Raw genomic sequence first — 25,198 nt, 5'->3', positions numbered from 1 at the left:
CACCATTCACCCTTCCTTCTCTGTTTCATGCAGCCAACATCTCACTTTATTCCCGTTCTGTTCATTCGTTTTCAACTCCGGCATTTGACTTTTGCATATATCCATCGCAAATGGACATCTTGGATGAAAGTAGCAGCCAGATGGTTTATTGTTAGGAGTCGGAACGTTGCCCTGTATAGAATTTAACGTATCCACTTCTGAGTCAATTTTAGGTGTGCTCTGGATCAATCCCATTGTATAAGGATGTTTGGGTTCGGCATATAAGGAGATGACATCCGCTTCTTCAACAACCTGTCCCGCATACATCACGACTACCTTATCTGCCAGCTCTGCAACAACCCCCAAATCATGAGTAATTAATAAAATGGAAGTCTCGAATTCTCTTTTCAAGTTTTTCATTAATCTCAAGATTTGAGCTTGTATCGTGACGTCCAGTGCTGTAGTAGGTTCATCTGCAATGAGTAAACTTGGATTACACGATAACGCCATAGCAATCATGACACGTTGCCGCATCCCCCCACTTAATTCGTGGGGATGCATTTCATACACTTGTTCAGCTCGCGGAATTCCTACTTTCTTAAGCATCTCAATGCTTTTAACCTTTGCTTCTTTTTTGGATAACGTTTGATGCAATAGAAGGATCTCGTCTAATTGAGCCCCAATTTTCAATATAGGATTTAAAGAAGTAAGAGGCTCCTGGAATATCATAGAAATCTCATTGCCTCTAATTTTGCGCATTTCTTGATCACTTAAACTGGTTAAGTCCTTGCCTTTAAAAAGGATTTCTCCTCCGACAATTTTCCCTGGAGCGTTTACCAGCTGCATAATGGAAAATGATGTAACACTTTTTCCACAGCCGGACTCTCCAACTAACGCAGTCGTTTGCCCTGCTTCCAAGGAGAATGATACGCCATCAACGGACGGAACAATTCCGTTAGTCGTATAAAAATATGTTTTTAAGTCATTCACTTCCAACAATGTCGACATACAGAATCCCCTCTCGTTATGAATTGGTTCCTTGGGAACGCGGATCGAGCAAGTCACGCAACCATTCCCCTAAGAAAATGATCCCTAATACAGTTATCGTTATGGCCACTCCGGGAAACGTAGCTAACCACCAGCTAGTAGCCACATATTCTTTCCCTTCGCTTAACATAATTCCCCACGAAATAGTAGGCGGCTGGATCCCTAACCCTAAAAAGCTTAAGGAAGATTCGGTAATGATTGTGCTCGCTACACTCAATGTGGAAATAACAATAATTGAAGAAGTGACATTGGGAAGAATATGTCGTTTTATAATTTGGAAATCAGACACTCCCATTGTTCTAGCTGCCTTCACATACTCTCGTTCCCTTAGGCTTAATGTTTCGCTTCGAATCATCCTGGCGTAAAGCACCCAGCTTGTTACACCGATGACAATAATCAATGTAGGAATCCCCGGGTCTAAGACTGTCAGAAACACGATACAGAAGAGAATAGTTGGTACTGACAAGAACGCATCGACAAGACGCATAATCACATTATCAACCTTCCCACCGTAATACCCTGAAATCAGCCCGAACACGACGCCAATTGCTCCCGCAACCAAAACGGATAATATTCCGACAATCAATGATATACGTGAGCCGTAAATAATACGGCTTAAAATATCCCGCCCCAAATTGTCTGTCCCCAAAATATGGGCCATACTTCCACCATCCGACCAAAATGGAGGGACTAACATTTTTGAAGTATCTATTTTCCCTGGATCAAATGGAGCAATCCATGGTGCAAAAATCGCCATAACACATAACATAAAAACGATTACTAACCCCAAGGAACCTGTCTTACTTCTTGATAGCTTTGTAAGAAAGATTTTAAATCTATTTTTTGATTTTATGCTTCTATCATTTTTATCTACAGGAAGTGCAGCGATTTCTGCCTGGCTGGAAGATTTCATATAGTCAAATCCTTTCTTAGCTATATTTAATTCGCGGATCTAAGAAACGATAAAGGACATCCGTCGCGAGATTCATTAACAGGATCATAATGGCAGTAACAAATACAGCCGCTTGAATAATTGGCAGATCCTTATCGTAGACAGCCTGTATGATCAATTGCCCAAGTCCTGGCCATGAGAAAATCATTTCCGTAATTAAAGATCCGCCTACTAAACTCGCCATCTGTAAGATAGTAATTGTAATTACTGGAACAAGCGAATTACGAAATGCGTGACGGAAGATGATAACACTTTTCTTTTGTCCTTTACTTCTTGCTGTCCGAATATAATCTTGCTGAAGTATTTCCAACATATTAGAACGGACAAGTCGAGTAATTTCAGCTGAAACAGCTGTTCCCAATGTAATAGCAGGCAAAATCAGATGTTTCCAGCTTCCCGTTCCGGAAACTGGCATGATCTTTAAGTTGACTGCAAAAACTAAAATAAGCATAATACCTAGCCAGAAGTTCGGAATTGCTTTTCCTAGTGCAGATAAACTTGTAGCGAACAAATCAATTATGCCGTTTGGTTTTAGAGCTGAAATAATACCAAGTGGCACTGCAATAATGATTGCCATAATCATTGAAGCCGTAGCCAATTCTAGTGTTGCAGGCAGTCTTTCCAAGACTAACCCTAGAGCAGAAACACCGTATTTATAAGATTCACCAAAATCCCCTTGCACCAAGTCAACTACGTAATTCCAAAACTGTATGTAAAATGGTTGATCAAATCCTAAAGCTGCACGCAATGTCTGTATCTCTTGTTGTGTCGCTTCTGCAGGTAGCATCATCGCCACTGGATCTCCTGCTACGTAAACTAGTACGAAGATCATAAGAGATATGATAAGAAGTACAATTGGAATTTGCAAAAGCCGACTAATAAAGTATCTCCACATAGTGATCCTCCCTTAATAGAATGCCGGCAGGGTCTGCTGTAAAAGCAGTCCGCTGCCGTTTCCTTCAAGCCTTATTTTTTGTGAACATCCGGAATGTATATTAATTCATCTAAGCGTGGAGCATATTCAATCCCATCAGTTACACCGAAGAACTGATCAACCTGGAATAATGGAATGATCGGCACTTCCACACTAGCAATCTTCTGAATCTCTTGGTACTTTGCAGTTCTTACCGCTGGATCCAGTGACGTATTGGCTTCTTCCAACAACTTATCGATTTCTTCGTTACTATATCCATTTATGGAAGCAGAACGTTCAGTCCCGTAGTAATCCAATGCTTGACCAGCATCAAAGAAAGACGATCCAAGAGCAATTAAATAGCCTTCTTTATGCTTTTCCTGATCTCTTAACTCAGTGAAGCTGCTCCATTGTAGCAAGTTCATTTTCGTATGAATGCCCACTTCTTCAAGCATTCCTGCAATCAATTGCATAACTTCACGGTCTTTAAGATATCTGCCTGTTGGACCAGCTAATTCAATTGTCAAACCACCATTATATCCTGCTTCTTCTAACAATTTTTTTGCTTTATCAACATCATAGTTATATTGATCGTACAAGCTCTCTTCAAAACCGACATTGCCAGGGTTTACTCTCGTCAAAGTCGGTGTTCCTCCGCCGTCTAGTAAAGTTTCGACTAATGCTTTGTCGTCAATTGCGTAGTCAATCGCTTGGCGCACCTTCACGTCTGATGTCGGCCATCCTTCTTGAGTACGAAGGAAAAGCATATACGTACGGTTTGAAGGTCCGTTAACTATTTGACTATTTTCGGACTCATTTATCCGGTTCCAATCACTCGGCGGGACATTGGCGATAATATTGACGCTGTCCGTCAATAGCTCAGCTACACGCGTAGAGTCTTCGGGGATAGCCCTAAATACAACTTCATCCCATTCGCCTTTCTTTCCGAAATAGTCTTCGTTCTTTACTAAGGTAATTTGGCTATCCTTTTTCCATTCTTTGAATTTATATGGACCTGAACCAATTGGCGCCTTCAGGAATTCATCCATTCCGTTTTCTTCTATATATTTTTTCGGAAGGATACCTGACGCTTGTCTTGAAATTCGGCTTATCAGCATCGGATCCGGCTCGTGCGTGATGATTTGGAAAGTTAGCGGATCCAGTACTTTTACTTCTTTAATTGTGTCAAAGTCACCATGGCTTTTTAATGTTTCGTCCGTAGCAACGCGCTCCAATGTAAATTTGACATCTTCTGCTGTCAAATCATCTCCATTATGAAATTTCACGCCCTCAGTCAATGTAAATTCATACGTCGTATCATCGACTTGCTTCCACTCTTTCGCGAGATGTGGCTGGATTTCCCCTTCCGTGTCTCTCATTAACAGATAGTCAAATACATTAACGTGAATAGCCTCTGTAGCAGTCGTTGTATGGTTATGAATATCCCAAGTCAGCATATCGGGACCTAATGAAATCGTTAATGTACTCGTATCTTTACCGCTCGTTGCTGAACCACCACTTTCACTAGGTGGCTTACTTGTAGTCGTGCATGCAGATAGAATTAACAGCAAAGCTGCTACCAACACATAGAAAAACTTCTTACCCATTATTCTTCCCCCTCTTATTGTAATATCAAGTTTTCTTGTAGCTCTTTCTCTTCTCTGAATTGCCCCTTAATAACATCCATTAATGCCGAGGAAGAGAGCACATCTATACACGTAGCACCCAATGTCTTTGCCGCAGTAACGATTGCTTCGTTCCCTTCCTTGCTATTGGAAGCCTCTACCCATTCTTTTGTATGATTCGGTGTGCCTTGCGGAACAAATGCAACCCGGATGCAAGCACCTGGCACTCGGTGTGTGACGATACTAAAATCAGTTGATCCTGTTTTTTCACGTGGGGGTGTAATGTTTTTCGCACCCGCCAACTTTGCGTTCTCTAAAAGTAAATCATTCAGTGCCTGAACGTTCAATTTACTTTCCAACGATTTGGACGGGTGGATATGAACCTTCGTCCCAGTGGCCAAGGCAGCCCCTCTTGCGACATTCAATGCACGTTCGACAACTGTATTTAAATAAGGCCGGTTAATTGCACGGATAGAAAACTTTGCAGCAGCCCTCTCCGGCACAATATTCGCTGCTATCCCCCCATCTGTAATGATTCCGTGGATTCGCACATCTGAACGGACATGCTCCCTCAAGTACTCCATTCCATTAAACGTCATTAAAACACCATCTAACGCGCTAATCCCTTTTTCCGGAGCCACTGCAGCATGAGAAGCTTTGCCTTCAAATACAAATTCGAAGTTATCAACTGCTAGCGACCGGCCATCCACAGTTGTCCTGTCACCTCCGTGCATCATTAAAGCAATATCCAAGTGATCGAAGTATCCTTGTTGTGCCATAGGGATTTTTCCACTTGTTGTTTCTTCAGCAGGTGTCCCGATCACTTCAATCGTACAAGGCGGTAAATCCTCCAATTTTGATAAAGCAATTGCGGCGCCAAGTACAGATGGGGATTGCAAATTATGTCCACAACCATGACCTAAATCTTTCAGCGCATCATATTCACATAACAGACCTAACACCGGTCCTCCTGAGCCCACCGTATACCTTGCACGGAATGCAGTATCGAGACCAGCCAAACCGACTTCGACTAAAAACCCATTACTTTCCAAGGTTTTTGTAATCCGGTCCACTGCCTGAAACTCTTCATTGCCCAATTCAGGATTGGCATGTATAAATGCAGCCAACCCGAACAAGTCTTGTTTCAATTCCTCCACCTTATTAAACAAAGATTCCTTGCTCATCAAGTCGCTCTCCTGCCCTTCTCTGTTGTAATCGCTTTCACATACTAGGAGCGAATACTCTGTAAATAAAGATTACAAGGATATAACTGATAGAGGAAATTCAAATAATTTTAACAGCCAATAAAAAAGTTTTATAGCTGATGATAGTATTGCTCTAATTATGTATAAAGGATTGTTGCCAGCAAGTAAACCGTCGACTAAAAAGGGCGTTTATGGCTCTGTAATTTCACTCCTTGTTAGCACTTCTCGAGCAATCACATGAACAAGAATACCATGAAATGCTTTTTTGAATATTTCCAAAAAGATATTAAAATGCTAACAACGAGGTAGTTGCACTAAATCAATTACATGGTAATACTCTTTAAAGGATCCCCCTAAATTCAGTAAAGAAAAAGAGTGCTGAATCCTCGCAGACTCGCACTCTCTAGTAACACGTAACCATATTATATTAACTTCTCAATCGCCCGCTCAACCTGCCCACGCAACATCTCAAACTCTCGGCTTCGAACTAACTGCTCCATAGCCCCTTTCAGCTCAGCCGCATCCTCCAAATTCGCTACCGGTACCGCACGCGAATAAATACGGGTGTATTTCCTTCCCTCTTCATAAGCAAGAGCGCGCACAGGAATACCTTGTTCCTCGAGTCCCTGCAGGAAGGCGTTCCTCTTTTCAGACGGCAACGGCCCGACTTCTACAATTAAACGGACCGCTGTACTTCTTCTGCTGAACCAGGCGATTAGCGGTTGACCGAGCCAATATCTTTCGGTCACTTCATAGTTCGCGGGAAAGTTCGTCCATTCCGGTTCAATAAAACATGGCAGGCTCGGATGGACGTAGAAATGGTCAGGCAGGATATGTTGTTCCTCGGCGAATTCCTGAAATGCTTTGGCCAATGGTGCATCAGGCATTGGGAGAACGGCCGGCTCCTGCTGTGTATCCATTTGAAGAGCCTCTTCAATTTGCTTCAATACAACCTGAAATGCCTCTTTCTCATACAACCGCTCCATCGTTTGGATCAGCGCATCCACGTCATCCCATGAGGCCGGACACTCGGCATCCATGTAGATGCGCGTGTACTGGCGCCCCTCTTCAAATGCCTGCTCCCTCACATCTATTCCTTTCACCTGAAGTGCCTTCAGTAGCTTCACTCGTTTTCCGTGCTCAAGCGGGCCAACCTCCACGCGCAGCTTCATCCGGTGATCTGCCCGTTCGAACCAAGCAATCAGCCCCCGGTTCATCCACCATGATTTGCGCAAATCCTCCTCTTCGAAATGGTCGTACCACGATTGTTCCAGAAAATGAGGAACCCGGAAATGCGCCGTAACTAAATGCTCTGACCAGTTCATCTTCCGGGCAAACCGCAAGAAAGCCTCCTTCAGAAGACTATCCCCGACCTTTTTTATGAAATCGATTGTCTCCTTATGGCGTAAATATGTATGAAGTACCGCATCCGAATCATCCACTTCTCTGAAATTCGCAGCCTGCCCATGCTGATACAAAAAGTCGACCGCTTCCTTATGGTTTTTATAAAGCGCCATGCCGATATCATTCAATTCCTCATTCTGAACGAGCTGATCTTCCAAGATATCTACGTAGTAGGAAAGAAACGCATGCACATGCGAATTCATATAGTTGACCTGTGAACTCAGCAAGTTCTGCAAGATGCCGAGCACATCCGAATAACCAAGCATTAAATAATCCTCGTGGGTCGGCTCCTCGTCCAGCAGCGTGAGAAAAATCGGGACAATTCGATATCCTTCATAGGTAGAACGCGCAAACTCAATATACTCCTCCAACTGCCCTTCCGATTCGCTCGCCCAGTATTTGTTTTCAATTAACACGACGGTTTTATGCACAGGAGAAACCGCCAGTACATCAATGCGTTTCCGATTGGAAGTGGCAAGTTCTTTGTAAACGGCGAGATCATGATACGAATGGCTGCACAGCTCCAGCACATTATAATTGGAAAGCTTATCCTCGTCCTCGTAATTGGCCGGATTGACAAAAACCTTTGCCAATAGCTTTTTAATAAAATACGATCCCAAATTGTGATTTTGCCTTGGATCCAGCAACCACGCCAACACATTGGAATGGCGGATTTCATAGTTATCCACTTGCAGGACTTTGAATGGATTAAACCGATTAAAATGATTATCCAACGTGGTAAAGTCTTGGGAATCCTCTATGAGTGAGAGGATCTGTTGGGAATGGTTCGTCATCCTGGTGCCCCCCTTTTGATTATTGTAAGTGACTCGTACCTACGATGATTATGTCATAAAAACACCCGCACGGGGAATGTCCCATGCGGATGTTGATATATAATACCATTGCCACTCAGAGACATTTAGGCAGGAAAATCTCTTCTTAAAGTATTGTTAATTCCTCGTTACCCTAAAGCATTGATGCCTTGCTGGGAAACCTATAAAATCAAAGTATTAAACGAATCATGACTTATCGTCTTCAGACCTTGATGGAAGACAAGCAGTAAATAACAACAACTTTGGAGGAATTCGATTGGCAGCTAAGAAATCATTGGCCGATTATCAGATAGCATATGAACAAATCATCCATGCAGATCAACCTAGAAGGGGTATCTTGCTGGCCGAGTTGATGAATGAATTGGTAAAGCAGTACAAGATCCCTATGATCATAAATGAAGCATGGAAAAGAGAGAATCCGGAGATTGCGGCGATGCACAGAAAATTATCGATTACACGGACACTATAAAAACTGATCATCTAAACGCTTCTCAATCAGGCAAGTTTAGAACTAGACTATAAAAGCACCTGCACGGGGAATTTCCCATGTTGGCGCTTTTCTTTGTTTAAATCAAATTGGCCAGATTCACTTCACTTGTCTCTTAGTTGGTACTCCATTACGAGATTTCTTCTTTAGCATGAACTTTCCGCATGAACAAGTTAACGTCTGCCGGCACTTTTCCATCCAATTTGGATACGATATAAACTGATAAGAATCCGATTGGAACAGTAATGATTCCTGGGACTCTAAATTGCAAGGCTTCCGGTAAAACCGAAGAGAAAAAGATCATGAACAAGGAAGCTAATAGTCCGATGACGAGACCAGCAATGGCTCCTTTTTCAGTGATGCCCCGCCACCATATACCAAGAATAAAAATCGGTGCAAATGTGCTTGCCCCAACGGTAAAAGCTAGCGCAACAAGGTGACCGATTGATGCAGTTTTGACCAATAAACCAAGTACTCCATAAAACACGCCGAGAAATACTATTGCCCATTTCCCTGCACGAACACGCTGTTTTTGAGTTAGTTCTTTCTTTGAAAACTTGGCATACAGATCATGGGCAATCGCCCCTGAGCTAGCAATAAATAGTCCCGACAGGTTAGAGAAAATCGCTGCAAACGCTCCGGCAATGACAAATCCTAGTAACCATTGGCCGCCAAGTGCCGTGGCGATGGACGGAACAACCATGTTATCTCCACCGGTCACCAAATTTTTCATCACTTCAGTACTTGCATTCCCTTCCAAGAAGATCGCTCTGCCAACCACTCCGAGGTATACAGCAAGCCCGAAGAACAAACTGGCAATCCCAATCGACATAACTGCAGACTTACGTGCAGCCTTGGCATTTGGGTTTGTATAAAAACGCAATAAAATATGGGGAAGCCCAAGGACTCCTAGTGCAAGTCCAATCACCATGGAAATACTATGCCAAAAGTTCGGATTGAATAAACCAGATTTATACCATTTCTCTCCGTTAAAAACAATATCCTTTCCGTTCTCTGTATAGTTTCCTGTGTTTGCAATTGTTCCACTGAAATCACTGATGACGGCCAAAATTTTCTGGTAATGGAATCCACCGTAAATGGCAGCCGCTACCATAACGATAAAAGCGAACAATCGGATCCAAAGCTCCAAAGCCTGATTTAATGTCGTTCCTTTCATACCGCCGACTCCGACATAGAATATCATTACAAGACTTGTAAATAAAATACCGAATTCATAGGAAGTACCGAAAAACATACTTAATATAGATGCCGCCCCAAGCAGCTGCGGTGCGGCATAAAAACCAGAAATAGCTAACACAACAATAACCGCTATAATTCTGGCACGTTTGCTGTGAAAACGGTACGCAACAAAATCGGCAACAGTATATGCTCCCAAACGACGCAATGGACCGGCAACAAACAGTGCCAAAAGTGTTAACCCTATTGAAAAGCTAAATGTATAAAATGCTCCATCATAACCAATTGAAAAGGTGAGACCTGCCAGCCCGAGAAACGTCGCAGCACTTAAATAGTCTCCTGCAATCGCTGAGCCATTCGTAAACCATCCGAATTGTCGGCCTCCAACGAAAAAATCGCTTGCATTTTCATTTCTTTTTGACAAATACGTAATAAAGACAATTGTACCTAACAGCAAAATAGTAAAAAGATATTTGGGATCGAGGAGTATTTGCATCATTTAACAATCTCCTTCTCTTTTTCATTTTCAACTGAAGGTGTGGTAATCTCATTCTTCTCTACATTTCCGGTTGCTTGTATGGTAGTTCCAACTTTTCTTTCCCACCTCTCATAGAGTTTCGTGTGAACGAATGCAATAATGAAAGCCATCGCCATAGCAAATATTGTCGTTAAAAACCAACTGGCGGACATTCCCCCGAACAGTTTGGTAAAAGCCCAATCCGGTTTAAACCAATTCATCACTGGAACCGATAGTACGAAAAGAAAATAAATAATAGTCAGTGATAGCCCTGTCCGAAATTCGGTCTTAGCAATATACCTTGTTTCCTCATCCAGCTCTGGTAGCTCTTTAATATGAATCGTTTCACAAGGCTCATCTGTCATAACAAATTCTTTTTCTTTCAAATCAATCTCAACTCCCTTGGTATTTGGTCTCGAGCGGAATCATCATCCAGTTAACTATGTGAGGCGTTAATTTACTCTAATGCTAGTGACTAGGATTCATAGGTCCACAAAAATCGTTTTCCTAGCCCCATGCCAGTAACCTGTATTTTCCGTATCCCCTTCCTCGTAATTTTACCGGTAATGTTTCCCATTAATGACAAGTGATCACCCTCACTATTTCAGATTATACTAAACTTTTTAAAAGTTACAATAAATACTTTATACGATTCCTTTCAAACCCATATGGGTATTTAGTTTTAACTTTCCGTCTTATTGTCCCAGCCTGTAAGGATAAATTTAAGTGGAAGCACTCCTTCCAAAACAGAGAAAAATTCTCCTTCGCTTCCAATGTTACTTTTATCACTCTCTCAGCTTAAGGGTATGGGATTATCTAAAATAAACTTAAAAGACGTCCATTATTGACCCTTGTTAGGTCAACAATGAACGCCCTGAAGTTTGCTTTTGATTCATAGAGAGTATGCTTGAAAAGTAATGTTTTAACAATTTACTGTAATCACTGCCCTGCTGTTGAAAAACGCCCACGACTGCGATCAGCGGCTTTCCTTGTACCTAATCTTACAAACACTCCATCACATCCAGTAATCATGGAGATACGGTCTAACCGTTACATATACAATGTTTCCCAGCTGCTGAACATCAATTGCAATACCTTCAAAGAAAACATGGCCGTCAGAGTAGACCTTCACGCGGTCATCCGGGAATTCCACTATGAAATTGCCGCCTTTTTTCGCTTCAGCGCGGAAAATATTAGTGTCCTTCTCCCTTGTCACGACAGCGATCTGCTCGGAGTCTTGCGGAATGATGTGCTTTCCGATTTTATGTCCAGGTTTCACGGAGTAATAGCTATCATTACTTAAGTCAACCGAGTGAGATGTCCTTTCCTGCAAAGTCCGGATACCATAATAGAAATGAGCCGTTTTTTCTGTTACCTCAATCCCATACCGGTTTTTCTCACCGCCTTTGTAGCGTACAGTGGCAATGTATTGGCCTGGTTTATCAATATCAATGCAAAGATTGTCCATCATGCCCTTTTTGCAATACTTGAATGCCACGCTATCTGACAGCGGCTCTCCTTCCATCGTCGAGAGAGAGACTTGTTCCACTTGCTTTGTCTGCTCCTGCGTCATTTCTAGGCCAGCTGCAGTCGGAAAATGGTCGTCCGTCTCTTCCAACGACACACTCCATTCGCCATCCGTTTTCTTGACATGCACATAGTACTTCTTGAAATTCTTTTCATCTGGAAAATAGATGTTACCTTCACCGAAGCTAAGCGTGCCAGTCCCTTCTTTCAGAGGGACGATTTGCAGGCGGTCGCCCGTGTAACCAGCAGGTGTTTTTCGTCCCGTCACCAATGCGGCCTTGAAAACGCCTGGGTTTTTCTCTCCATCATTGAACCACTCGATCTTTTCCCATCCGAATTCACTTGCCTGCAGTGTCTTCATCTGTGGCTTTGACTCTTCCGCTGCCTTGAGAAGTTTGGCTGCCTGCCCCCTCGTAATGGAAGCATTCGGGCTAAAGGTCGTTGGTGATGTTCCCGTCGTGATGCCGAGATGGTAGATAATTAAGATGTTCTGGCTATGCGAAACGTAAGAGTAATTTTTCACATCCTTGAATGGGTTATCTTTATCCTCTACAGCATACCGAGGCAAATCAAACGCTTTGACAAGAATCGATGCCATTTGTCCACGCTTAATGGGATCATTCGGTCCAAATCGGCCATCCTCATAGCCGCCAATGATTTCTTTCTCCGCCAGCGCGGCAATCGCTTTATAGTAGCCATTCTCCGGTGAAACATCCTTAAAGCCTGGATTCTTCACCTGATCCGTATCCAGCTCAAGCATCTTCGCGATGATAGCTGCGGCCTGTCCCCTCGTAATTGGATTGCCCGGCTTGAACGTGCCATCCGGATACCCGCCGATAATATTCCGTCCCGCCAGCTCATAAACCGCTTCTGCGAAATGCTTCGACTGCGGCACATCAGAAAATTGTGTGGTGCCCGCTGCAGTTCCGGTTACTGGCAAACTCACCGCAAGCAACAATGCAACTAGTAACACAATTAGTTTCTTCAATGTTTTCCATCCTCTCTGTTTACATACTAATCTTGGAATTACCGTATAGACGAGAGAATTCAGGAAAAGTTTCAAAGAAAATAAGAATGAATAAAAGACGTTCATTTACGCCGTGGATTGGCTGGTGAATGAACATGGCAACTCATGGCAACTCACGGCAACTCACTTTCTTGCATGTCCAAGTTGCAATAATACAAGCTGTGCCACTACTAGGAAAATTGTTATAATTATATTCATGCAAGTGCCTTGATTGATTACTAAACAGACCCAATTCAAAGAAGAGGAAGATCACTATGACGATGAACGAAACAAATAACATGGCCAGCATTGCCAGGCTTCGAGACATGAAAGTACCCGATGATTATCCGCATGTCGCTGCGCTTTTCAACACGATTGAACCGGATTCCGTAACCGCCCAATCGCTCGAGGAAGAAGATCGGCATGTGCCGGCAACATCCCACCTGACACTCAATGAACATGGCCTCTTGGCCGGTTTCGGCAGAACGAGAGTAGTAGCCGAGAACGAAGAAGGGGCAATCATTGGGTATGGTGCGTCGTTCCGCGCTCCATGGACCGATCCCGGCCAGTTCGGAAGTACATTCTGTGTGCATCCCGATTATCGCAATCAAGGGGTGGGCAGTCTGCTTCTAGCCCATATCGAAAAATGGGCGAACGAACAGCAAGCTTCCATTCTGTTATCCACTGTCCATGACTGGATCGATGCGTCCCTTCCATTTGTTGAAAAGAGAGGATTCCAACTCGATGCGCATGTGTTTGATCTACTGCTCGATCTTCGTCGCACTTACGACCCAGTGCAGCAGAAAGACGCGGCAGCACAGGCGATGAGGTCAGGCATTCGATTCATCACATTCGCGGAAATACGTGGCGAAGATTCGGAACAAAAATTGTACGAGTTATGCGTCGAAACAGCGAAAGACAACCCGGGCCAATACGGAAGCCTGCCGCCGCTTGAACAATGGAGAAACGAGTTTCTGCCAGAAGATATTTCGCGCGACGACTGGATTTTCATTGCACTGGACGGAGATCGTTTCGTAGGCGTCACTCAATTATTCACAACAGACGAAGAGGGCGTGTTGTATACGAACTACACGGGGGTTCGAAAGGAATATCGAGGACGCGGCATCGCAAAAGCGTTGAAACAGCTGTCGATTGAATGCGCGCTGAAGGAAGGAGCTCACACCTTGACGACAGATGCCGAAGAATCGAACGCGCCAATGCAAGCAATAAACCGTGGCTTCGGTTTTCTGCCTGGGAAAGGCCATTATCGGATTTTGAAGCAATTGAAGTAATGAGTAGAGGGCCTGTGCAGCGGCCTTCTTTTCAAATTATGAAATGAAATTACAATCCACTACATGTAGGTAGCAAAAAAATGTACCAATTGGGGGATGAATCATGCGTATACGTGAAATTGAGAAGAAAGACAATATGGCCATTGAGCGGATCATCAAAGAATCATTGGAATCCTATCAGTTGGATATCCCCGGAACGGCTTATTTCGATCCACAGCTCGGAAATCTCGCGGATTACTATAAAAACGAGCCGAACGCAAAATATTGGGTGTTGGTGGATGAAGCAGAGCAAGTGGCAGGCGGTGTGGGGATTGCCCGATTCGGGAGGACAGGTGCGATTTGCGAATTGCAGAAGCTTTATATTAAACCCGAATCACAAGGCATGGGTCATTCCAAAGAGCTAATGGAAACTGCACTGGAGTTTGCCAAGGAGCACTACACACACTGTTATTTGGAAACGATGGACAAACTCGAAGCGGCAAATCACCTATATGCAAAACTCGGCTTCCAGCGGCTGGAGCGTCCACTTGATGGGTCGGAGCATTCGACGATGGATCGGTGGTATTTGAAGGAATTGGTGTAGTAATAGGTAGGGTAACACGACTATAGCGAGAGGGCGGATGAAGACATTGTAAAGAAGAACCCGGTCAATCTGGTTTCTTCTTTACTGTTGATTGGTATTGAATTTATCTGAGATGTATATCCTGCAAACGTTCGTGTTGACAGTCACCGACCTGCCCCTTGATCCACATGGATTTCAGTTTAACTTCCTAACAGCTAATTGAACGGATAATTCTCGATCGGCAAGCGAAGGATCATCCGACCTCCACCTAACTACTCCAACATGTCGAAAAAACTCCCCTAGTATGACGAATTCGAAAGACTTACACTCTCCTCATGAAATACCTTCGATTACTGCAGCTCTAAGCTGGTAGAGATCTATTAGAAGAACTACAGCTTTTTATAATTTAGAGGACATTACTCCGGACTCATTCAAAAAACGTTCTATACATTCATTTACTTGATCGGTATTGTCCAGATTCGTCGCATGGTGGGCATTTTCAATTGAGACAAGGCGTGCATCTTTGATTGCCTTTGCTAAATACTGTTGCTGCCGTTTAATCATGGAGTCATGCTCGCCATAAAGGATTAGCGTAGGACAAACGACTTTTTCCAAATCATCTTTGCTTTCCATCCGGGATATGGCATCCCATAGACGTAGCCAATCGGCATGCGGAATAGACCCCACGGTATCCTCAATATACATCCGGTTTGCCGGATTGTATTTGGACAACGCATTCGCCTGGAGCTTTGCGAGGGTAGCCATAGGGATAAAACGATTCGACCATCGATTGATCGGAACCGCAATTCGCTCAAACCAATTGAATCGATTCGTAAAAGGTGTGCCAATCAGGATGAGCGCTGCAACACGTTCTGGATGACGGACCGCCGCCTGTAAAGAGATATGGCCTCCCAACGACAGCCCACAAAGCACTGCCTTTTCAACACCCAAATGATCCAGCAGCCCAATTAAATCGGCTGTAAAATCCTCCGAATCCACCTTACCTTCAGGCAACGTTGAACAACCATGCCCCCGCACGTCCCATACAATCGTCTGATAATCCTTCGAGAAGAATTCCACCTGGTCCCGCCACTGGCCAGAGTCCCACGACGCACCGTGGGTGAAAACGATAGTAATCGAACCTTCCCCTTTGAATTCGTAATGAAGAGAAGCATTGTTTATAGTTACATTTGGCATTAGAATTCACCCTTTGGTAAGTCATAATTAAAGTCGATAAAAGTACATCTCAATGATTCCTTTTTCCCTTGTGGCAAAGAGCCGGTGAACGTCATGACTATTGATTGACTAGAGGAAAAAGTTTACATGCGAGTCCGATTGTTCAACGCTTCGCGATTGGACAACTTTTTTCCCCTATAGCATTCCATACAATTGATTTCGCGCCGATCATTTAGTTGGCCCTGTTAACAATATAACTTAAAAAGTGTTCCAAATAAGTGGTTTTATATTGCATCTGTTGCAACAATTCCATGGCGGAACAGTAATGATCCCACATCATGTTGCGGGCTCCGTCAGCTCCCAGGACCGATACGAAAGTCGAATGATTGTTTTCGGCATCTTTGCCAGTTGGCTTACCAAGTGAAGCCATGTCGCCTTCAATGTCGAGCAAGTCATCCTTGATTTGAAAAGCGATGCCGGCATGATAGGCAAACTGCTTCAGCTTTTCCAGTTCAGATTCCTGTTTCCCTGCCAAAATTGCAGGCATGACGAGAGTGGCCTCGAATGCCAAACCGGTTTTATAAAAACACATAGTGTGCAACTGATCCAATGTCAATAGCCTGCCTTTTGAATTCAAGTCCATCGCTTGGCCTTTACACATTTCCGTTGTCACTCCAGCCGAATAGCGAATTAAACGAAGCACAGCTTGCGAATCAAACTGGTCGAGCGACGCTTGTTCCTCCACCGCCTTTTGGCTCAAGTAAAGACCTGATAATTCAGCTACAGCCGTGTTATATACGTGATGCACTGTCGGACGTCCCCTGCGGAAAGACGAATTGTCTTGGGACGGCAAGTCATCGAAGATGAGGGAGGCTGTATGCATGTATTCCAAGGATTTTAGTAAAGGCATGATGGAAGATGGATTTAGCCCATATTCATGAACGCCCATAACCCATGTCATGATGGGTCGAAGTCGTTTTCCATCCCCTTGCAGGCTGTAGTTCGCGGCCTCGATGACCGCTTCCTCTAAGAAGGATTCTTTTCCGTCTTCTGGAATATGTAAAGCTGCATTGATTTGACCGCGTACCGTATTAATCGTTTTTAAAAAGGCTTCCCGCTCTTTATCTTTAGTCTTGAAATTAGCAATCATGTGATCGCGCAGCAGTTTATCAAAGAACTCGACATCATCAGCTTTGCGAACCATCTTTTGTATTAGCCGGTCGAACTTAGAATTCCCAGTTGCAAATACTTGCATCACTTCGTTGTATGTTTCGTCTCCCATCCGTTCTTTAAATCGTTTTAAACCATTCACGGCACGGTTCAGCATAATGTCACATGTCTTCTTATTCGAATCATACACGTTATGAATCAAATAGCAGATGACCGTCCAATAGAGTTCAAAAGGATTGATGAGATCCGGGCGCGTTCGATGATACTTCATGTAATACGTATACGGCGTTACCGCGTTAGCCTCGAGGTCGTCAAACATATCCGCGAAATCGTCAGCCAGCTGGTTATAAATGCCGTAAAAGAACGTTCGATTATCAAACCCGTCATCTTCTTGGACGCTAAGAACCGATCGAGCCATTAAACGCGAAGAAGCAGATTTTAAAATGACCGGAATATAAAGCTCTTCATTCGTGTAGGTTGCATTGAGAAAATCCTTTTCCCGATCCACTTCCTGTGAATGAAAAAACACATAGGATTGCTCAAGAAAGTCGGCTTTTGTCTCCTGCCGTAAATGGCCTTCAATATAGGCAAAAGCATCACGAAGCTCCGAATGGATGGAACGAATCAGCTCCTCGTTTTCGCCTGCCCATTTCTCTAGTTCGGGTACATATCCTGTCACAAGGGTGGTGCGTATCAGATCGGAATATTGTCTTTTCTCTTCACTGGATAATACATCCGAATCCAGCAGATCATCAATAAACGGATACGTCAGGCCATACGAATAGCCCAAACGGATCGCTCCATCCAATCGACGAGCCCGCTCTTCTCCTGGAATCTCCTTTGCCATCTCTTCTATCTGATGCAAGACGACTCCAGCCACGATCTTAATGAGCTTCCGCTTCGCTTCGTCTGCATCCATCCCTTCTGGAATTATGGAGGATACTAACTTCAACTTGTTCAGTAACCAGATGACTGTCGTCTCAACGCCTTCCTTCTGCGCCCAACGATATAACCCCGCCATGCTGAACATCTCTTCTTTCCCACCATTCTCCCGCGAATGGATAAGATGTTCTTTTAAATCCTCAACGATGAGCTGAATCCGGTTTTGTGTTTGTTGTGAATTAAGAGACTTGCCTAGATCCCGTAAGAAAATATAGGAAATGCTTCGATCTAAATAACTATCAAGTTTTCCAGAGCTGTTAAGCCATAGAATATATTTGTGATATCCATGCGCACTGGATTTTCTCTTTCCACGCGAAAACAGTGAATAATGATGGATATGTTTCTGTTTCCACGAATGTATATCTTTCGTTAAGGTAGTAGCATAAGTCTGATTGGCAAGCTGTCCAGAAAGTATTGCAAAATATTCCGCGGCCTTCTTCTCAGCAAGCTGATACACCGCATCGGCATTTTCTTGTAATCTAACATTCATACTACATTCCCTCAACTTCATGTTTTTATGAATCAACACCACTATATGCTATAGGACGGTATTGTTTGCATGATGGATGCAGGTATCGGACTGCATTTTGTATTATTCTAGCTCAGCCCTCTATGCTGTTCGGGACCCAAAGATCGGTGCCTGATGCAATGATTGAAATCAATTACAAAGATCAATAGTAAAGTAGCCACCCTCTGCTACCGGCCTAATAAGCAGAGTAATTACTTTTTGTAAACCAGAAAAAATTCCTATCAGATGCTCAATTAAATACCATCACGACTGTCCAGATTGAATTCCTCTAATTCTGCTTTTCACTTCTTTAGGATCATGCGACACGATAAAAACCTTTGAGAACTGTTGATAGTACTGATCTTCATGGGCTTTTGGAGAGAGAATGATCAATTTCCGTTCAAGCTTTTCGGCGTATAGCCTGAAAACGGTCGATTTCCGGTTTTCGTCCAATGCACTGTCAAATTCATCTAAGACAATGAAGCCAGCCTGGTTCTCAAGGTTTTGAAGCAGCGCCAGAGCGAATAACAGGGAACTTAGTGATTCTTCGCCGCCCGAGACGCCTTTTCCGACTCGTCCGCCTCTCGCCTTTACACTGACATCCTCGAACTTGCCTCGGTGCCCCTCTTTCCGTACGTAGATGAATAGCTTGAAGACAGGCCTGCCTTTCTTATCCGTGAACTTTTCATAGTCGATCCGCCCCTCAAATTGAAATTCACCCATATACTCCTGGAAGAGCAGGTTGATTTTCGTCACTTGCATGTTGATGGCGGTTTCGAGCCGCTGTTCGTTCTGGTTGGCGCGCTGTTCATTTTCGTCGAGCAGGTTCTTGGCCGATTCCAGTTCGTCTTTTTTCCGCAAGACTTCGCTTTCAAGTGTCCGGAAGTTCTCTACGGCATGCGGGTCGATATCCTTTTCATTGCGAGCTTGCTCGAATCCGATCTTCGCTTTGTTCAGACGACTATTCCATTCATACATGGATACGCCTTGAGACGACTCTTTCAGTGCTTCCTCCACAACGTGAGGAATTAGCGTTCTGAGCGCCTCCAGTTCTTCTTCATAGGCCACCGCTTCCTTATGCATACTCAGGCGTTCTTCTCTTTTGCCGCTTATCTGTATTTTAATGTGTTCCATGTTCCGCTTGGCAGCCGTCAAACGATCCTCGATCTCCGTTTTCGAACGGTTGTATTTCTGCAAAGACACAAACAGATCATCCAAGGTTTTACTCAAGCTCGTGATGGACCTCCGGATGGCGTGCACCTCTTGGTTTTGCTGCTTGACGGACATCTCGAGCGCTTGTAGGTCCGCAATCCGTTGCGCCTGTTGTCCAAACTTGGCAAATACCGCGAGATAGCCTTCCAGCTCGTTGATCGCTCCCTCTTCACGCATCTGTGTTTTCCAGTGGGCCTGTCTATCGTTCTCAAGCACCCCTTTGGATTTCGTAAGTTCTTGATACTCTATGGACATTCTGTCAATCTGCTCCAACCGATACCGCTGGCTCGCTTCGTCAGATAAGAACGCTTCCGCCTCTTTCACTTTCTGCACGTCGGCATTCCACACACGTAATGTATCCGTATCCTGCGAGAGTCGTGCTTGCAACTGCTCTACCTCATCAGACAACCGGGAAATAAGCGTCTCTAGCGTTTTTCTTCTCTCTTCGACCGCCTTGTTGCTGAGGATGAACGTATTCTGCTCCGCAGGGCCTCTTACTCCTTGTGAATCCCAAAGCAGCCCTTTCAGAATGCGCGGCTGCTCTTTCAGGAAGAACTGCTCCAGCCACCAGAGCACGCGGGATGCATGATTCTCTTCTTGAACAGTAAGCCCTTCCCGCATGTAAAGGCCATACGCGGGTAGATTGATGACAGAGCGATCCGGCACCACCTTTTCCAGCGACACATGGTACAGGTCATTTAGCGGCATGCAGGAAGGAGCCTGATAGAAGATCGTATATTTCACGGCATCAAAGAGTCGCTCTTTTTCAATTGGCAGATGATCGGCGAGCTTGATGAAGTGCCGGAGCGGGTATGCCGTAATCCCCTGCTTCTTCAAGTGGCTAATCGCTTCGGTCTGCCTTCTCGACTGCACACGATTCTCTTTGAGTAGTTCGTATTCCTCTGTCAGCTTCATGAGTTCCTTCTTTGCATCCGATATATCTTCTTTGACATTGTCGGTCTTTGATTCCAACGTTTTCAAATCTGCTTGCAGCTGATGGCTGGAACGATACCGGTCGATCCACTGCATCGCTTGAACTCGCTGATTTTCCCATTGCACTGCAGCTGCCTTCATAGTGGCATGTGCATTGCGGTTTTTCTCGATCGCTTTAGCGACCTCTTCCAGCTGCTCTTTGATCGCCTGTTCTTCTTGCGATGACCGCTCCAAGTTCCGTTCCGCTTCTGCCAATTTCGCCTTCGTCTCCGTTTCTGTGTACGGAAGACGCGCATATTCCTCTTGCAGATCACTCAATTCATTCCGCAAGCCCGCAAGTTCGTCTTCTGCCTTCCCGAGCTGCTCTTCTTTGACACTCAGCTCGTCTTCCTGCGCAGCAAGAAAGTTCTGCTGCTCCTCCCGGTCCGATTTCACCGCAATCAGCCGTTCGCTCACCTGTTCTAGCTCTTCAGCATCCTGCTGCAGAACGTCCTGCTCCGCTTCCAGTTCCTGCTCTCTTGCTTTAATATATTCTTCTGCTTCTTTCACATTGTTTACAAGCAAAGTCCGGAGACCGTACACAGCTTGCGCGTAGTCTTTCCCGTTTTCCAGTAGCCGCATCCGGTTATTCTCGAAACGGTCTTTCTTATCACGTCTCAAGGTCAGATCCATCTCAAGTAGCTTCTGCTGGGTAGTTGCCATCCGAAACGCTTCTTGCGCTTCCTTCACGATTTCCAAGGATACTTCCCAGTCTTTTTGGATGCGGTCGATCTTGTGCATTTCGCTGAAGATACGGAACCTTTCCTCTGGCGCCATGACGGAGAATTGATTGACTTCCTGCTGATACCAGATGAGGTAATACAAATCGGGATGGATCTTATATTTGAATTCAAGTTCTCGTTTATACGCCGTGAAATTATTCTTATTCACATCGCCTGACCGGAACGCTTGCCGGAGTTCCAATTCGTCGAAGGTCTCGCCGTCATGTATCTCATACCGCAGTTTGATCAAATCTTTTGGCGGCTGTTCGATGAGCAAGCGAAACTCGATGAAAAGGGGCGCATCCACGCGGGACGGCCCTTCATTTTTAAATAGAAGATGGATGGCTGCCCGCCATGTCTCGTCCTCCGCCAAATTCTGCGATTTCAGCCCTTCAATGTCGACTTTCGCGGAACGGAGGACAGCCCCCATGCAGAAGGAGATCGTCGACTTGCCTGCCCCGTTCGGCCCCGTGATCAAAACATGTTCCTCTGCCTGATCCAGCATCATCTTCTCATGCCCATAATCCCTGATGCCTGTGAATTGCAAACGCCAAGGTATCAAGAGAAATCCTCTCCTTCATATAGGTTATAACGGTTAAAGAACTTCATAACATCCTCTTTCGACAACTGGCTGGAATGACTGAATTCGACCATGCGTCTCAAGAACGAATCCGAGAACATATGGACACCGATCGCCGTGATCCGGTAGGCTTCCTCCTGCCCCGTCACTTGGTGCGGCATGACGGCTCCTATTTTCTTGAGTGCATCTATTGCAAGCTGAATGCGCCTGCTCCCTTTCTTTACTTCGTGCCCAAACGCGTCCAGCAGCTGGGAAACCAATGTGTACTCGTGTTTCAATACTTCCTGCTGATAAAACATGAACAGCAAAATAGCAAGCGCTTCCGCTGACAACGTCTGACGCGCAGATCGTGCTGGCACCCTCAACATCGCGACCACCTGATCCCGCTCCTCGTCATAGATGAGACGGTAATACCTGCCGACCGCCTGGTTGACACGCGACAGGAATGAAGAGAAATACCCATCATCCCCCGACGTATCGGCAAGCAACCGTTCCACTTCCTTTCGGGACAAACCAAAATTCGTCGCACGCACCGTCGCACTGGATGAAAAAAGGATAGACATGAATGCCATCTCTTCTCGGCTCGATAACACACTCCGCAAGGAATGAAGACTGTTCAAGGACATATTATCGGTCATCTCTTCGCCGGATGTTGTATGCTCGGTCGTCATCTTCAATCCACCTCCATTCCTTCTCAAGTTCTGGTACGTCTTCGTCATGCGCAAGTTTCACTTTTTTATTCGCCTCAAGTGCCGCCACGCCTAGAAGCTGACGGATTGCATCTCCCCATGACTCCGAACCCGTCGCGATCACGGTCTCTTCCAGACCCGCTTTTTCTTTCGTTTTCAAGTAGTCCTCAATCTTCTCCGTGTCGATGGCCGCTTTTGTCATAAGCCAACTTGCTTCGTCCATGACCATCCCGACCGCCTGCGCGTCAATTAGCACTTCCTCGAACTCGACCTCTTCTTCCTCCTCAATTTCAGCGACGACCGGCTCATAACTTTCAAGAAAATGAAGCCCTTCCTCGATCCCCGCCGGCGACAGAGGGCTTGCATACTTCACAGGAAGCCACAATCCGTCCAGCTCTTCGCCTTCATATTGACCCTGTTCCATGAAGCTGAATAATTGATACGCATTTGGGATTTCGGATTCGAGAGGAGGATTGAACATTTTGGTTATGAATACACGGACTTTTTCAGGTGAAATGGCGGTCATAAGAGGGGTTTTCTGCACGTTCATGAACTGGAGATATTTATTGATCATCCCGATCGAAAGGCTCGTCCCTTCCGCAAGCGCCGCTGTTCCACGCTGCACATGCCGGCTGAGGACAAGGCTGTCTTCGATTGTGGCGAACTGCTTCAAACGGTCATGCAGCTTCTGGTCGAGATCCTCCATGAGCGTGTGGATGATCTCCAGCTGAGGCAACGCATTCCGTTCCGCGAGAAGCTCAAGCTCCCGCTCCTTCAGCAAGTCGATCGCATCCTGCACATTCCGGATCATGCTGCCGATGATATTACCGCCCGAGACGCCCTTGTCATCGTAAGCTTCACTGATTTCCGCGTCACGTCTCGCCTGGAACAAGGAACGGCCGATATCATCCTCCAGGTAATACGCAAGGGAATCATTTGCAAGGCGGGTCAGCGCATGCATCATCCGTTTGCCGACACTCATCATCTTGATGTGACTGGATTGCTTGCTGATCCAGTTATTTGCAGTCAAGACATTGAGAATCTGGCCGACTCTCGCTTTCGTCGGCGGCTCGTTGTCGTTGAACTTGTTCAAATACCGGTAATACAACGTCTCCGCACTATCAATGGGATCTGCAAGCCCATATGCTTCCTGATGGATTAATTCAATGATCCGCAAGAAACGGAGCATCTCAAGCGGCGAATCGAATATCGCCTCCCCTGAAAGATCCTTCATCACACCCGCCAGCGAAATGAGATCCCGCATGGCGCGTGTTACTTCAGGCTGCTGATGATCGGCACCGAAAATCGAAACTACCGTTTGCATATCTTTTTCCATTCGGCGGGACCTCCTAACGTCATTTCCTGTTCTGTACTTTTGCCTTCCGACCATTTTTGATACGCATCCAAATCAGTGAATAGTTGGTCCGCTGTTCCAACAAACCGAACAGCTACCCCCCCTGCCAAATCCGCTAAATCCCTTGCGATGACCGTACCCGCAAAATCAGCATCCACCCAGATGATGACAAGTTGAATGTTGGAGTTCTGACAAATCTGCCGGATCAGTTTTCTATGGGCACCCCTGACTTGCCCGTCCACACCAAGGACAAACGAAGACGTGTCCTTCAGAAATTCGACCTCCGTCGCCATCCTCGTCAAGACGGCGCGGTTCTCAACAAGCCACAAGATGTTAGCGGAAGTGGAGTACTGGTCCAATGCAACCGCAAGATCCGTCGTCGCATGCACGGCACCTATGTGATATGCCGAGAACTTCCCTTGCAAATCTCCCGTGAAAAGCATCGGACCAACAGATCCCGTACTCACAATCCCGAGCTCATGGACCGGTGCACCGAGCCATTTCTCAAGACGTTGGATAAACACATCCCGATTTGCATCGAACACTTTCGACCCGCCGATTCGCCGGTAATAAGTCGCCCCGATCTCCTTATATTCCATATGTTGTTGCCACTGTTTTAACCGGAGAAACGCAATCAGAAAATGTATGAACTTCCGCACCCGTTCGTTCGACCATGCCTCCTCGTCAACAGCCGCAGAAGCAAATTCATTCATTCTTGCCAGAAACAATGAAGGCAGCTCGCCCGACGAAACTTGAATTTCTTGCAGCAAGGTTTGTCGAAGCTCCTGATCCGCCGCAGCCGCCTCCTCTTTCTTTCGCAACTCAAATTCATATAGCCCTGGTCCCATCCGATAATGGATGGAAGATGGCGTCTTTCCATCCGCCTTGAACCGGACCTCCTGGACAAGCCAGCCTTTCCGCAACGCCTCGCTCAACAATGAATCTGAGATCGGAAGCGCGCTCCTGCGAGACTTCGGTTTCAAGCCCAGCTTGGCGACCTCTTCAGGCGGCATAGAATCATAGTCAACCGGCGCCAGCACATTCCCAAGCGTCCGGTATGTCCGCGCAGACCATTTCTGGATATCCCATTCCTGATTTCCGAGAGGATAGACAGATTCTCCTGTTTTGCAGACGAATGTCTCTAAAAATGTTTGCGTCGTGATCATGTTGGGCCTCCGTTGTGTTTTATGTATGGCTATTGCGACTTGTGGTTGGGATGGTTTATTGATTGTAGTATACCATGGAAGATTGGGTGGAAGAATTACTAAGGAGTATGCAGAAGGTCAGACTGACGAGCATTTCAAAATATGATATAATATACATATAC

Annotated in this window: 18 protein-coding genes; 3 read left to right on the top strand and 15 right to left on the bottom strand. The window is 45.3% G+C overall.

The annotated features are described in order from the left end of the window. Positions 1–6 precede the first annotated feature (6 nt). From L7D49_RS10750 to L7D49_RS10725, 6 genes are all read right to left on the bottom strand, one after another. Positions 7–987, bottom strand: coding sequence for an ABC transporter ATP-binding protein (locus tag L7D49_RS10750; protein ID WP_238080841.1), 981 nt, complete (start codon positions 985–987; stop codon positions 7–9). Between the two features lie 16 nt (positions 988–1,003). After that, complete coding sequence (locus tag L7D49_RS10745; protein ID WP_238080840.1) at positions 1,004–1,939, bottom strand: ABC transporter permease; 936 nt, start codon at positions 1,937–1,939, stop codon at positions 1,004–1,006. Positions 1,940–1,955: 16 nt separating this feature from the next. Then, the gene (locus L7D49_RS10740; protein WP_238080839.1) at positions 1,956–2,873 is read right to left on the bottom strand and encodes an ABC transporter permease; all 918 of its coding nucleotides are present in this window, start codon (positions 2,871–2,873) and stop codon (positions 1,956–1,958) included. 71 nt (positions 2,874–2,944) lie between these two features. After that, positions 2,945–4,498, bottom strand: coding sequence for an ABC transporter substrate-binding protein (locus L7D49_RS10735; protein WP_238080838.1), 1,554 nt, complete (start codon positions 4,496–4,498; stop codon positions 2,945–2,947). A 14-nt stretch (positions 4,499–4,512) separates the two neighbouring features. Next, entirely contained in the window at positions 4,513–5,700 is a 1,188-nt protein-coding gene (locus tag L7D49_RS10730) for a M20 family metallopeptidase (RefSeq protein WP_238080837.1), read from the bottom strand. A gap of 443 nt (positions 5,701–6,143) precedes the next feature. Beyond that, positions 6,144–7,919 (bottom strand): PDDEXK-like family protein, encoded by a 1,776-nt coding sequence (locus L7D49_RS10725; protein ID WP_238080836.1) that lies wholly within the window; start codon positions 7,917–7,919, stop codon positions 6,144–6,146. A 295-nt stretch (positions 7,920–8,214) separates the two neighbouring features. Between L7D49_RS10725 and L7D49_RS10720 the strand changes: the two genes are divergently transcribed. Further along, a complete protein-coding gene (locus L7D49_RS10720) occupies positions 8,215–8,427 on the top strand; it encodes a hypothetical protein (RefSeq protein ID WP_238080835.1) in 213 nt (70 codons plus the stop codon). Between the two features lie 148 nt (positions 8,428–8,575). Here L7D49_RS10720 and L7D49_RS10715 read toward each other — a convergent pair whose 3' ends face one another. From L7D49_RS10715 to L7D49_RS10705, 3 genes are all read right to left on the bottom strand, one after another. Beyond that, positions 8,576–10,141 (bottom strand): sodium/solute symporter, encoded by a 1,566-nt coding sequence (locus L7D49_RS10715; RefSeq protein ID WP_238080834.1) that lies wholly within the window; start codon positions 10,139–10,141, stop codon positions 8,576–8,578. Beyond that, positions 10,138–10,545: a DUF485 domain-containing protein gene (locus L7D49_RS10710; RefSeq protein WP_238080833.1), complete on the bottom strand. Its 408-nt coding sequence runs from the start codon at positions 10,543–10,545 to the stop codon at positions 10,138–10,140. Before L7D49_RS10710 ends, L7D49_RS10715 begins: the two co-directional genes overlap by 4 nt. Before the next feature lie 629 nt (positions 10,546–11,174). Then, positions 11,175–12,674: an S-layer homology domain-containing protein gene (locus L7D49_RS10705; protein ID WP_238080832.1), complete on the bottom strand. Its 1,500-nt coding sequence runs from the start codon at positions 12,672–12,674 to the stop codon at positions 11,175–11,177. 293 nt (positions 12,675–12,967) lie between these two features. Here L7D49_RS10705 and L7D49_RS10700 point away from each other — a divergent pair, with 293 nt between their 5' ends. Both L7D49_RS10700 and L7D49_RS10695 read left to right on the top strand, forming a co-directional pair. After that, positions 12,968–13,984: a GNAT family N-acetyltransferase gene (locus tag L7D49_RS10700; protein WP_238080831.1), complete on the top strand. Its 1,017-nt coding sequence runs from the start codon at positions 12,968–12,970 to the stop codon at positions 13,982–13,984. 103 nt (positions 13,985–14,087) lie between these two features. Next, complete coding sequence (locus L7D49_RS10695) at positions 14,088–14,567, top strand: GNAT family N-acetyltransferase (RefSeq protein WP_238080830.1); 480 nt, start codon at positions 14,088–14,090, stop codon at positions 14,565–14,567. 378 nt (positions 14,568–14,945) lie between these two features. Here the strand turns inward: L7D49_RS10695 and L7D49_RS10690 are convergent, their stop codons facing one another. The 6 genes from L7D49_RS10690 to L7D49_RS10665 all read right to left on the bottom strand — a co-directional run bounded on the left by L7D49_RS10690 (position 14,946) and on the right by L7D49_RS10665 (position 25,037). Continuing rightward, positions 14,946–15,743 (bottom strand): alpha/beta fold hydrolase, encoded by a 798-nt coding sequence (locus tag L7D49_RS10690; RefSeq protein WP_238080829.1) that lies wholly within the window; start codon positions 15,741–15,743, stop codon positions 14,946–14,948. A 211-nt stretch (positions 15,744–15,954) separates the two neighbouring features. Continuing rightward, positions 15,955–18,324: a polyprenyl synthetase family protein gene (locus tag L7D49_RS10685; RefSeq protein ID WP_238080828.1), complete on the bottom strand. Its 2,370-nt coding sequence runs from the start codon at positions 18,322–18,324 to the stop codon at positions 15,955–15,957. Positions 18,325–18,606: 282 nt separating this feature from the next. Continuing rightward, complete coding sequence (locus L7D49_RS10680; RefSeq protein ID WP_238080827.1) at positions 18,607–21,810, bottom strand: AAA family ATPase; 3,204 nt, start codon at positions 21,808–21,810, stop codon at positions 18,607–18,609. After that, positions 21,807–22,499 (bottom strand): hypothetical protein, encoded by a 693-nt coding sequence (locus L7D49_RS10675; RefSeq protein ID WP_238080826.1) that lies wholly within the window; start codon positions 22,497–22,499, stop codon positions 21,807–21,809. The genes L7D49_RS10680 and L7D49_RS10675 overlap by 4 nt, the downstream gene beginning before the upstream one ends. After that, complete coding sequence (locus tag L7D49_RS10670) at positions 22,456–23,853, bottom strand: hypothetical protein (RefSeq protein ID WP_238080825.1); 1,398 nt, start codon at positions 23,851–23,853, stop codon at positions 22,456–22,458. The genes L7D49_RS10675 and L7D49_RS10670 overlap by 44 nt, the downstream gene beginning before the upstream one ends. Further along, the gene (locus tag L7D49_RS10665; RefSeq protein WP_238080824.1) at positions 23,829–25,037 is read right to left on the bottom strand and encodes a hypothetical protein; all 1,209 of its coding nucleotides are present in this window, start codon (positions 25,035–25,037) and stop codon (positions 23,829–23,831) included. The genes L7D49_RS10670 and L7D49_RS10665 overlap by 25 nt, the downstream gene beginning before the upstream one ends. Between the last annotated feature and the right edge of the window lie 161 nt (positions 25,038–25,198).

The sequence above is a fragment of the Sporosarcina cyprini genome (assembly GCF_022048975.1).
Lineage (GTDB): Bacteria > Bacillota > Bacilli > Bacillales_A > Planococcaceae > Sporosarcina > Sporosarcina cyprini.
This window is presented reverse-complemented; position numbering and strand designations above follow the sequence as displayed.